Annotated in this window: 6 protein-coding genes; 1 reads left to right on the plus strand and 5 read right to left on the minus strand. The window is 70.8% G+C overall.

Features of this window, described 5'->3' with window-relative positions:
• Positions 1–374 precede the first annotated feature (374 nt).
• The 3 genes from OH768_RS13705 to OH768_RS13715 are packed head-to-tail and all read right to left on the minus strand — an operon-like array spanning position 375 to position 5,952.
• Positions 375–1,814, minus strand: a complete 1,440-nt coding sequence (locus tag OH768_RS13705; RefSeq protein WP_406453441.1) for an NAD-dependent succinate-semialdehyde dehydrogenase — start codon at positions 1,812–1,814, stop codon at positions 375–377.
• Positions 1,811–4,687: an FAD-binding and (Fe-S)-binding domain-containing protein gene (locus tag OH768_RS13710; RefSeq protein WP_406453443.1), complete on the minus strand. Its 2,877-nt coding sequence runs from the start codon at positions 4,685–4,687 to the stop codon at positions 1,811–1,813. The genes OH768_RS13705 and OH768_RS13710 overlap by 4 nt, the downstream gene beginning before the upstream one ends.
• Complete coding sequence (locus OH768_RS13715) at positions 4,684–5,952, minus strand: aspartate aminotransferase family protein (protein WP_406453445.1); 1,269 nt, start codon at positions 5,950–5,952, stop codon at positions 4,684–4,686. Before OH768_RS13715 ends, OH768_RS13710 begins: the two co-directional genes overlap by 4 nt.
• Positions 5,953–6,176: 224 nt before the next feature.
• Here OH768_RS13715 and OH768_RS13720 point away from each other — a divergent pair, with 224 nt between their 5' ends.
• The gene (locus tag OH768_RS13720; RefSeq protein ID WP_406453447.1) at positions 6,177–7,862 is read left to right on the plus strand and encodes a PucR family transcriptional regulator; all 1,686 of its coding nucleotides are present in this window, start codon (positions 6,177–6,179) and stop codon (positions 7,860–7,862) included.
• Positions 7,863–8,261: 399 nt separating this feature from the next.
• Here OH768_RS13720 and OH768_RS13725 read toward each other — a convergent pair whose 3' ends face one another.
• Together OH768_RS13725 and OH768_RS13730 are read right to left on the minus strand one after the other, a co-directional pair.
• Positions 8,262–9,608: a hypothetical protein gene (locus tag OH768_RS13725; protein ID WP_406453449.1), complete on the minus strand. Its 1,347-nt coding sequence runs from the start codon at positions 9,606–9,608 to the stop codon at positions 8,262–8,264.
• Between the two features lie 249 nt (positions 9,609–9,857).
• Positions 9,858–11,081, minus strand: a complete 1,224-nt coding sequence (locus OH768_RS13730) for a ricin-type beta-trefoil lectin domain protein (RefSeq protein ID WP_406453451.1) — start codon at positions 11,079–11,081, stop codon at positions 9,858–9,860.
• Positions 11,082–11,118: the final 37 nt, after the last annotated feature.

Consider the following 11,118-nt stretch of genomic DNA (forward strand, 5'->3'; position numbering starts at 1 on the left):
GGGGAACGACAGCGTGCCCCCCAGCCCGGACCACAGCCGGCTCGGGCCCTACGACACCTCGCGCTCCGCCTCGTCCGAGCCGCGTCCGGGGCATGCGGGCCTCTTTCTGCGTGGCAGCGCATGGTGTCGGCTTCGGCCGGCCCGCTGGCCGCCTGGGCCGGTGAGGCGGGCGCAGGGCCGGTGAGGCGGGGCAGGGGCACAACGCCACGCAGGTGCCCCGGACCTCGCCCACGTCGCTCGCCCACAGGAGCAGACGGACGTCCGGCTGGGTGAAGGCAGGACGACGCCCCGTGCCCGGCCAGGGGGAGAAGTCGGCCGGGCACGGGGCGGCCCGCGCGGTGCTCGATGGGGCGTGTGTCAGGGCATGACCGCCGTCATCGCACGGGCACCGCGAGGTACTGGTACTCCAGGAACTCCTCGATCCCGACCCGTCCGCCCTCGCGGCCGAGACCGGACTGCTTGACGCCGCCGAAGGGGGCGGCCGGGTTGGAGACCAGGCCGGTGTTGAGGCCGACCATGCCCACCTCCAGGCGTTCGCTGACGCGCAGGGCACGCTCGAGCCCCTCGGTGAAGACGTAGCCGACCAGGCCCCAAGGAGTGTCGTTGGCGCGGCGGACGACCTCGTCCTCGTCGTCGAAGGTGAGGATCGGGGCGACCGGACCGAAGATCTCCGTGTCCATCAGTCGGCTTTCGGGGTCGACGCCCGCGAGCACGGTCGGCGGATAGAAGGAGCCAGGCCCTTCCGGGGTACGGCCGCCGACGAGCACCTCCGCGCCGCGCTCCACCGCGTCGGCGACCAGTTCCTCGACCTTGGCACGACCGGTCCTGTCGATCAGCGGGCCGACGTCGACGCCGTCCCGGGTGCCGGGGCCGACCACGAGGGCGCCCATGCGTTCGGCCAGGCGCCGCCCGAACTCGTCGGCCACCGAGCTGTGGGCGAAGAAGCGGTTCGCGGCGGTGCACGCCTCGCCCATGTTGCGCATCTTGGCGAGCATCGCGCCGTCCACAGCCACGTCGAGATCGGCGTCGTCGAAGACGATGAACGGCGCGTTGCCGCCCAGCTCCATCGAGGTCCGTACGACCGCGTCCGCGCTCTGGGCCAGGAGGATCCGTCCGACCTGCGTGGAGCCGGTGAAGGACAGTTTGCGAATCCGCCCGCCGCGCAGGAGCGGTTCGCACACCTCCCCCGCACGGGAGGTGGTGACGACGTTCAGTACGCCGTCGGGCAGCCCGGCCTCCTTGAGGATCGCGGCGAGGGCCAGGCTGGAGAGCGGGGTCTGGGGGGCCGGCTTGAGGATCATCGTGCAGCCCGCGGCGATGGCGGGGCCGATCTTGCGGGTGCCCATGGCGAGCGGGAAGTTCCACGGGGTGATCAGCAGGCAGGGGCCGACCGGGCGGCGGGAGAGCAGCATGCGGTTGCGGCCGTCTGGCAGGATGCCTCCGCCGCCGTCGATCCGGACGGCCTCCTCGGAGAACCAGCGGAAGAACTCCGCCGCGTACGCGACCTCGCCCCTCGCCTCGGCCAGCGGCTTGCCCATCTCGGAAGTCATGAGGTGGGCGAGCTCGTCGACGCGGTCGAGGATGATCTCGTAGGCGCGGCGCAGGATCTCGCTGCGTGCTCGGGGCGCGGTACGGGCCCATTCCTGCTGCGCCTGGACGGCCGCGTCCTCGGCGAGCCGGGCGTCCTTCGGTCCGGCGTCGGCGACGTGGCAGAGGATCTCGCCGGTGGCAGGGTCGTCGACGGGCATGGTGGCGCCGTCCGCGGCGTCCACCCAGGCCCCGCCGATGAACAACTGCGTGGGTGTGTCGGTCATGGGGTCACTCCTGGTCGGTCGACAGTTCGGTCGGCGGCGGGGTCGAGCAGTTCGGCCAGGTGCAGGGCTCGGATGTCCCGGTCACCGGCGAGGTGGTCGATCTGGGTGGCGCAGCTGAAGCCGTCGGCCACGACGACGGCCGGTGCAGCCTGGTCGATGGCGTCGAGGCGGGGCTTCAGGGCCAGGTCGGCGACGGCCATCGAGGTGTCGTAGTGCTGCTCCTCGAAGCCGAAGTTCCCGGCCAGTCCGCAGCAGCCCTCGGCCTCGTCGACCTTGTCCGCGCCGAGCCGGCGCAGCAGGTCGGCGGGGCGTCGGCCCTTGAAGGTGGCGTACTCGTGGCAGTGGGTCTGCAGGACGACGCTCGTCGGCACGGGGGGCGGGGTCCAGTCGGGGTCGGCGAGGTCGGTCAGGGCGCCGGTGAAGGTGTGGACCCGGTCCGCGACGCGCTGGGCGGCGTCGGTGCCGAGGAGTTCGGGCACGTCCCGCTTCAGTGCGGCGGCGCAGCTGGGCTCGGCCACGATGATCGGCCGTTCGTCGCCGTTGTCGAGGTGGGCGACCGTACGGGTCATGATGCGGCGCGCGACCGACAGCTGGCCGGTGCTCACCCAGGTCAGACCGCAGCACACGCCGTCTTCAGTCGTGCAGGGGATCCCGGCGTCGGCGAGGACCCGGCTCGCGGCGCCCGCGACCTCGGGGCGGAAGGCGCGGGTGAAGCTGTCGACGAACAGCAGGGCCTTCGCCGGTTCGCCGTTCTTCGCCTGGCGCAGGACCTCGCGGAAGGTGCGCCGGGAGGCGAAGGCCGGGATCCTGCGTTTCGTGGTGACGCCGCCGAGGCGGGCGAGCAGGGTGCCGACCGGTCCGCGCAGGAGGGCGTTGAACGGCCGGGCTGCCCATCCGGCGAGCGACGAGGTGAGGGGAAGCCAGCCGAGCGAGTAGTGCGAACGGGGTCGCACTCGGCCCTTGTAGTGCTGGTGCAGGAACTCCGCCTTGTACGTGGCCATGTCGACGCCGACCGGGCAGTCGCTGGAACACGCCTTGCAGGACAGGCACAGATCGAGGGCGTCGCGCACCTCCGTCGAGCGCCAGCCGTCCTTCACCGTCTCGCCACGCACCATCTCCTGGAGCATGCGGGCCCGGCCCCTTGTGGAGCCGTTCTCCTCCCCCGTCGCCCGGTAGCTGGGACACATCACCCCGCCCGCGTCGCTGCGACATCGGCCGACGCCGACACAGCGGCGGGCCGCGCCTGCGAAACCGTCCTCGTCGTGCGGGAAGGTGAACTCGGTTGCCAGGGGCTGGATCTGATGCAGTGCGAGGTCGGCGTCGAGCGGAGCCGGGGCCACGATGACGCCCGGATTCAGCAGCCCCTCGGGGTCGAAGACCTTCTTGAAGGCAGCGAACGCCCCGATCATCCGGTGGCTGTACATGACCTCCAGCAGCTCACCGCGCGCCCGCCCGTCACCGTGCTCGCCGGACAGCGTCCCGCCGTGCTCGACGACCAGGGCGGCGGCTTCCTGGAGGAAGCGGCGGGCGGCGACGCGGCCGGGGTCCGAGGCGAGGTCGAAGTCGATGCGTACGTGGACGCAGCCCGCGCCGAAGTGCCCGTACAGCACGCCGGTGAGCCCGTGGGAGGCGAGCAGCTTGCGGAAGTCCCGCAGGTAGCCGGCCAGATCCTCGGGGGCGACCGCCGAGTCCTCCCAGCCGGGCCAGGACTCCCCGCCGTCGACGAGGCGGGCGGCCAGGCCGGCCCCGTCCTCACGGACCCGCCACAGCGAGCGCCGCTCGGCCGCGCTCGCCACGACCCGCCCGCCGGTCATCCGGCCCTGCGCCGTGAGCACGTCGAGGAGGTCGGCCGCGCGGGCGTTCACCGTGGCCTCGTCGTCGCCGTCGAGCTCGACGTACAGCCAGGCACGGCCCACCGGCAGCCCGGTGACGGAGTCCGGGCCGCGCCGGGCGCGCATGGTGGCGACGATCGCCTCGTCCATGCCCTCCACCGCGGTGGGGTTCCAGCGCAGGATCTCCGGCACGTCCTCGGCGGCGTCGACGACGTCGTCGTAGCCGAGGGTGAGCAGCGCCGAAGCCGGTGCGGTCGCCACCAGGCGGACCGTCGCGGCGGTGACGACGGCGCAGGAGCCCTCGGTGCCGACCAGGGCGCGGGCCATGTCGAACCCGTTCTCCGGCAGCAGGTGGTGCAGCTGGTAGCCGGAGACCTGGCGGGGAATGCGGCCCAGCTCGGTGCGGATCGGTGCCAGGCTGTCGCCGATCAGACTCCGTACGTCCGCTTCGAGGCGGGCGACGCGCTCCGCCTCCGTGGGGTCGACCGGGTGCAGCCCGGCGCGGTCTGCGACGGCCCGCACGCCGTCCGCCGTGACGATCTCCAGCGCCTCGATGTGGCTGCTGGTCCGCCCGTGCCGCACCGACCGGTTCCCGCACGCGTCGTTGCCGATCATCCCGCCGAGGGTGCAGCGGCTGTGCGAGGACGGGTCGGGCCCGAAGGCCAGCCCGTGCAGGGCGGTCGCGCTCTGCAGCGCGTCGAGGACCACACCGGCCTGGACCCGAGCCGTTCCGGCGGCCGGGTCGATGTCCAGGATGCGGTTCATGTACCGGGAGAAGTCCAGGACGACACCCGGCCCGACGGCGTTGCCCGCCATACTGGTGCCGCCGCCACGCGCGGTGACCGCAACGCCCGTCTCCCGGCAGGCCCGCAGCACCGCGACCACGTCGTCGGCACCGCGGGGGAAGGCCACGGCCTGCGGCGGAACGCGGTAGTTGGAGGCGTCATAGGCGTAAGGGCCGGTGCCGGGCCCGGTCTCCACCCGCAGGCCGGGAGCGGTCTCGGCGAGCCGGGAGGTCAGCCGCACGAGGACATCGCTCATCGTGCCGTCGCTCCCGACGTCCCGGCCTCCACCGCGGTCGCCCACGCCTGGAGTCCCTCGTCCACGGCCGTCTCCTCGATCACCAGCGCCGGGATCATGCGCACGACCTGGTTCCAGGCGCCGCACAGCAACAGCAGGAGGCCCTCGTCGACCGCAGCACGCTGCACGCGAGCGGCGGTCTCCGGGTCGGGGCTGCCGTCCTCGGTGACGAACTCGGCGGCCAGCATCAGTCCAAGGCCGCGTACGTCCCCGATGGCCGGCGTCCGGTCGGCGACCGCCTCCAGACCCTGCCGCAGCCGGGCGCCCATCGCCTCGGCGTTCTCGACGAGCTTCTCCTCGCGTACGACGTCCAAAGTGGCGCAGGCCGCCGCGCACGCCACCGCGTTGGCGCCGTACGTACCGCCCTGCGAGCCCGGCCACGCCTTCGCCATCAGCTCCTCGGAGGCCGCGATGCCGGAGATCGGGAAGCCGCTGGCCAGACCCTTCGCGGTGACGAGGATGTCCGGCGTGACACCGAAGTGGTCGTGGCCCCAGAAGCGGCCGGTGCGGCCCACGCCGGTCTGCACCTCGTCCAGGATCAGCAGGAAGCCGTGCCGGTCCGCCCGCTCACGCAGACCTTCGAGGAAGGCACGGGTCGCGGGCACGTAGCCGCCCTCGCCCAGCACCGGCTCGACGATGACCGCGGCCGTGTCGGCGGGCGAGGAGATCGTCTGGAGTGTGTAGTCCAGCTCCTTCAGGGCGAAACGGGTCGCGGTCTCCTCGTCCCACCCGTACCGGTAGGCCGACGGGAAGGGGGTGACGACCACCCCGCTCATCAGCGGGGAGAAACCGGACCGGAATCGGGTACCGGAGGTGGTCATGGCAGCGGCTGCGACGGTCCGGCCGTGGAAACCGCCGTGGCAGACCAGGATGTTCGGGCGGCCGGTGGCCTGCCGGGCCAGCCGCAACGCCGCCTCCACGGCCTCGCTGCCGGAGTTGGTGAAGAACAGGCTGTCCAGGCCGGTCGGCAGCACCTCGCCGAGCTTGTCGACGAGCTGCCGCAGGGGCTGGTGCATGACCGTCGTGTACTGGCCGTGGATGAGGGTGCCGACCTGCTCCTGGGCTGCCGCAACGACCTTGGGGTGGCAGTGTCCGGTGCTGGTGACGCCGATGCCGGCGGTGAAGTCGAGGTAGCGGCGGCCGTCCTCGCCATAGAGGTGGACGCCCTCGCCCCGCACCGCAGTCACGGGCGTGGCCTGGCGAAGGTGCGGCGACAGTGCGGTCATGTTCGTCTCCCGGCATGGGTCGTCGGACGGTTGCGGTCCCCCGAGCATCTCCGCCGCTCCCCAAGGAGCCAACGTGCGATCTGTCCAGCCGGGACGCGGTATCCGGACGTTGTGTCAACCGCTCCGTTCTCCTACCCGGCCTGTGATCCCGATGACCGTCGGCCCACTCCCCTTGCGCAGGTCAGCGCCGCTTGTCAGAGTGACTGGGCGGGCAGGGAGGCACCGTGAGCGAGAACCACCACGCGGCTCCAGGTCCCGGCACCGACGGCCCTGACGCCTCTCTGCCGGGGCGGGACATGGACACGGTCGGCAGGCCACTCACCGTGGCCGACGTACTGGCGCTTCCCGTCCTCACCGCCGGACAGCCCCAGGTCGTCGCCGGCGTGACCGGGCTCGACCGCCCCGTCCGCTGGGTCCACATCACCGAGCTGACCGACCCCGCCTCCTTCCTCAAGGGCGGGGAACTCGTCCTCACCACCGGAATGCCCCTGCCCGAGGACGCGGTCGGCGTACGCCGCTACGTGGACGAACTCGCCGACGTCGACGCGGCAGCCCTGGTCATCGAGCTGGTCCGCCGATACCACCGCCCGCCAGACGCGCTCGTCCACGCCTGCCAGGCCCGTGGCCTCCCCCTCGTGACCTTGGCCAAGGACGTCAACTTCCTGGAGGTCACCCAGGTCGTCCACGCACTCATCCTCGGCAACCAGGCCGATGCGATGCGCCGGACCCAGCACATCCACGAAGCGTTCACCGCCCTCACGCTGCGCGGGGCCGGCCCCGAGGACGTCGTACGTGCCGCGGCGGACATGAGCGGCCACCCGGTCGTGCTGGAGAACCTGGTCCACCAGGCACTGATCTGCGAGCCCTCCGGCAGCACCATGGAAGCCGCACTGGCCGACTGGGAACGGCGCTCCCGGGCCACTCCCCCCGCCGATCACACAATTGTGTCCGGCCCCGAGGACTGGCTCGTGGCACCCGTGGAATACCAGGGCGCACGCTGGGGCCGCGTGGCCATGCTCCCCTCCACACCCGACACATCGCCTCCGAGCCCCTTGGGCCCCGAAGACGTCACGGTCCTCGAACGGACCGCGATGGCCATCACCATCGCCCGCCTCATCCACCCCACACCCTGGGAACGCACCGCCCACCGCAACACCTTGCGCGATCTCGTCGAACAGCGCCACCGCTCTCCCACGGACGCTCGCGCCCTTGTCGCCGCACTGGGCCTGCCCACCGAGAACACCTCATTCATCGCCGTACTCGCGGACATCCCCACGGAGGACAACACCGCGAGAACCGAAAGCCGCCTCTCCGAAGAGCTGAGGACGACAGGAATCCAGGCACTCGTCGGCCACCTCACCCCCACTCGCCTCGGCATCCTGCTGGCGCTGCGCCCCTCCCAACCCTGGCGCCCCACGGTCGAGCACCTGAGCCGCACCTCGCTGGACCTGGCCCCCACAGCGACCGTGAGTGTCGGCTCCGAGGCCACGGACCTCGCTCACGTCGCCCGCTCCTTCCGCGAGGCAGCCCGGGTCGCCGAGGCCACCCGGCCCGGCCAGCCCCTCCCCGCGGGCCGCTCCTTTCACGAACGGTCCGATATTGGTCTGGCCCGTCTGCTGTTCGCCCTCCGTGACGACACCCGCATCCAGGACTACGCCGAACGACAGCTCGGCCGCCTCGTCGACCACGACACCCGCCACGGCACCGACCTCCTGACCACCTTGCGCCACTACCTGGACGCGGCCGGCAACAAGACGGTCGCCGCCCGCTCCAGCGGTCTGTCCCGGGAGACCGTCTACCAACGCCTGCGCACCATCGAGCGAATGCTCGACTGCGACCTGGAATCCGGCGAACAGCGCACCGGACTCCACGTGGCGCTTACGTCACTTGACGTTCTGCGGATCCACTGAATACGGCCCGTCGACGAGGGGCCGACCGAGATGCCCGTGGAGGCTACGCAGCACCACTGACAACTGAGGCGCTGCTCATTCCCGCCGCTGCAAGCGAGCCGACCAACATCCCAACACGCCTGACACCCCATCAGAACGACGCCAACGCCATAATAAAGCACACACGCAAACCGCAGGTCAGAAGCCCTTCACGGCTGGTTCAAGCATCGCGACACACTCCACATGATGCGTCATCGGGATCAGGTCGCAGAATCACCGCAGTCCCCCTGATCCTACAAACGTTCCGAAACCACGAGGGTGGGGACAGTGGCGAGTACGACGAGACGAGGCCGTGTCAGAGTCCGGAGAGCGCTCCCACCCCCACTACCGCTCAGCCCGTCGCAACGGCCCGCAACGGGTTCACCCGTCCAGATGCGGCTTGAGCTCCTCCGGCGTCGGCTCACGTGTATCCGGCATCCTCGGCAGCCGGTTCAAAGGGTCCGTCGTCCGTACATAGTCGCGCGCCCATGCCAACCAGCGTCGGGCGGAATCCAGAGCCGATTCGTCCGCGCCACCGCCCAGTTCACCAAGGCGACGTTCCATAGCGTCGCAGTACTCGCTAAGTACAGCGGCCTCCCGCCATCGTCCTGCTTCCTCCCGAAGCACCTCGGCCAGTTGTCCCTGCACTGCTTGCTTCCCGGCCTCCTCCATGGCTGCCTGCCAACGGATCTGGCGTTCCGCCTTGGCTCGCTCCTCGCCTGCCCGACGCTGGGCGTCGTGCACCGCCGGCACCTCGATCTCCCCGAGGATCACGCCCAGGGACTCCTCCAACGTCCCGCTCTTCCGATCGCGCCAGCGTCCGGGACGACTGGTACGGCCGTGATCAAGCTCTACGACGAGGCGTACGGCACGCTCCGGGTTGGTGGACTGCGGGAACTCCTGCTTGACGGTGACTATGCAGGCGAAGCCGTCGACGAACACGCTCACATCGCCCTCTCTCGGCGAGTAGTAGGCCCGGCCTTCCTGTACGCCGTACCCTCGCCGCACCGCCTCGGCTGCCAGCGCCTGCAGGAGCAGAAGTGCCCGGCGCCGAAGCGCAGGAGGCATCACGAGCCGCTCCTCCGCGTCTCTGAGCGCGGCCACGACCAGATGAAGAGAAGTCAGCCGCCCGGGAACCGGAACCACCGAGGCTGCGCCCACTGGCTTCCGGCTTCGTGAGTTGGGGTGTGGCCCCTCTCCGAGGTGCAGCTCCCACCCACCTGCCCCGAGGCGGCCCTTCTCGATACGTTTGCCGGGAGGTTCCAGTCCGTGCCGCTTCGCATAGTCGATGACCTTCCGCCACTCATCGACCTGGTCTTCCTCAGCGACACGGACACACCCCTCGGTGAGCAGCCGCTCGACCAACTCGGTCGCCTTGGCCCGTCGTGCACGAGCGACGGGCCGTTCGGCGTAGGACACGGAGCTACGCCTGCGCCCAGTAGGTCTGGTGAATGCCGCCTGGTCGCCTCCTTCAATCGACGTCGGCTCCTCAGGGCGATCACCGTGTCGAAGGTAGTAGCGGCCATCCTCGGTGACCTCCACGAGCGCTTCCCCGCCGTCCCGACTGATCCTCAGCAACCCTCGATCACGCAATGCATAAGCCGACCGCCAATTCCCCGGCGCCCAGGCTGCGGGATGCTCCTTACCGGCCGCGAGCCGTTCGAGCAGTGCGCGTTGCCGTTCATTCGGGTCTGACCGTCGATCCACGATCACCAGCTCATAGCGCACCCGTATGCCCTGTACAGAGCCGAAAGAGTGGCTCCGGCCCGTGGGAGTTCTCTGGGACTTTCCTGGGACTTCCGACCGCATCAGCCAGCACGAGCGTGAAACAACCGAAAGGGAATTCATGCAGGTCAACGACCTGAGACAGCAAGACCCCGCAGGTCACGGCGTTGGCTGGTCTCTTCCGGGACATCTGAGAAGCAGCCCAGAGGCGCCGCCGTGCCTTCATGGGTGCGGCGGCATCGCCGGTCGCCGTCAGCGCGTACTCCACTTCTGGTTGTCCTGGCCGTTGCAGTCCCAGAGTTGGAGTCGGGTGCCGTTGCCGGTCTTCTGGTCCTTGACGTCGACGCACTTGTTGGCCTGTGGATTGACCAGGTCGTTGCTGGAGTTGAGGCGGAACTGCTGGGCCGGGTTGCCGCTGCAGACCGCCAGCTGGATCACCGCTCCGTTCGCCGACGAGCCCCAGGCGACGTCCATGCACAGGCCCATCGAGCGGACCGTGCCGTCCGAACGGAAGTCCCACTTCTGCCAGTTGCCGCTGCTGCAGCTCCAGATCTCCAGCGGTGAGCCGTCAGCACCCTTGTGCCCGACCATCTCGATGCACTTGTTGGAGGCGTGGCTGTAGATCGTGGTGCCGGGCGCGGTGGTCACCGTCTTGCTGGCCGTGACCTTCGTGGTGGACTTCTTCGAACTCCCGCCGGAGGACGCATTCTTGGGGGCCTCGGCAGAACTGCCCGCGATCACTCCCGCACCGGAACCGGCACCGGCTGCCACGGCGCCCGCGCCCTTCTTCACCGTGTTGTTCTTGCCGCCGCCCACCGTGTTCGAGGCGGTCGGCTTCGGCGAGGCCGGGTCCGGGCTGGCCGAACCGTAGGCGCCGGCACCGATGTTCGCCGTCGCGCTGTTCAACACGGTTCCGGCGTCGGCCACTTGCTCCGACGGCTTCCCGTCCGAACTCGACTTGCCGAGCATCCCGGACACCAGGAACGGCACGCCGATCAGCAGCGCGCCGGCTATCGCGGCGCCCGCGAGGAGTCCTCGGGAGGGGCGGCCGAAGGCGGGGGCCGCGGCGGCGGTGTCCTCGCCGGTTCCGGAGCCGGTTCCGGATTCCGATGAGGCTCCGGTGGCGGTGGCCGTGGCGGTGGCGGCCTCGGGGTCGGGGTCCGGGTCGGACGCGGAGGCTGAAGTGGAGGTGGGGTCGGCGTGGGTGTCGGGGTCCGCTGCCGGAAGTGCGGCTTCGTCGGTGCCGACGGCGGCCTCCGGAGTCACTCCCCCACCGGTGGACGGGAGTTGAGCCGGGGCCGTGAGTGCCGCCTCCACCCGCGCCGCGGTCACCGAAGCGCCGGCCGTCGTCTCACCGCTCGTCGGCGGGAGCGCCGTCGCGGTCTCGGGGGCGCCGCCCGTGGTGGTGTCCGGGGCCGGGGCGGGCTCCGTCCCGCCCGTCGCTGCCTGGTGCTGCGGGCTGTTCTTGCCGGACATGGTGTTCCTTCCAGGAAAATGGTGGGGGGACGGCCGG

Source organism: Streptomyces sp. NBC_01622 (assembly GCF_045209635.1).
Classification (GTDB): Bacteria; Actinomycetota; Actinomycetes; order Streptomycetales; family Streptomycetaceae; genus Streptomyces.

What these genes read in the sequence shown, in the direction of transcription:
- OH768_RS13730 (WP_406453451.1), bottom strand. Translation starts at nt 11,081, where the DNA reads ATGTCCGGCAAGAACAGCCCGCAGCACCAGGCAGCGACGGGCGGGACG.
- OH768_RS13705 (WP_406453441.1), bottom strand. Translation starts at nt 1,814, where the DNA reads ATGACCGACACACCCACGCAGTTGTTCATCGGCGGGGCCTGGGTGGAC.
- OH768_RS13715 (WP_406453445.1), bottom strand. Translation starts at nt 5,952, where the DNA reads ATGACCGCACTGTCGCCGCACCTTCGCCAGGCCACGCCCGTGACTGCG.
- OH768_RS13710 (WP_406453443.1), bottom strand. Translation starts at nt 4,687, where the DNA reads ATGAGCGATGTCCTCGTGCGGCTGACCTCCCGGCTCGCCGAGACCGCT.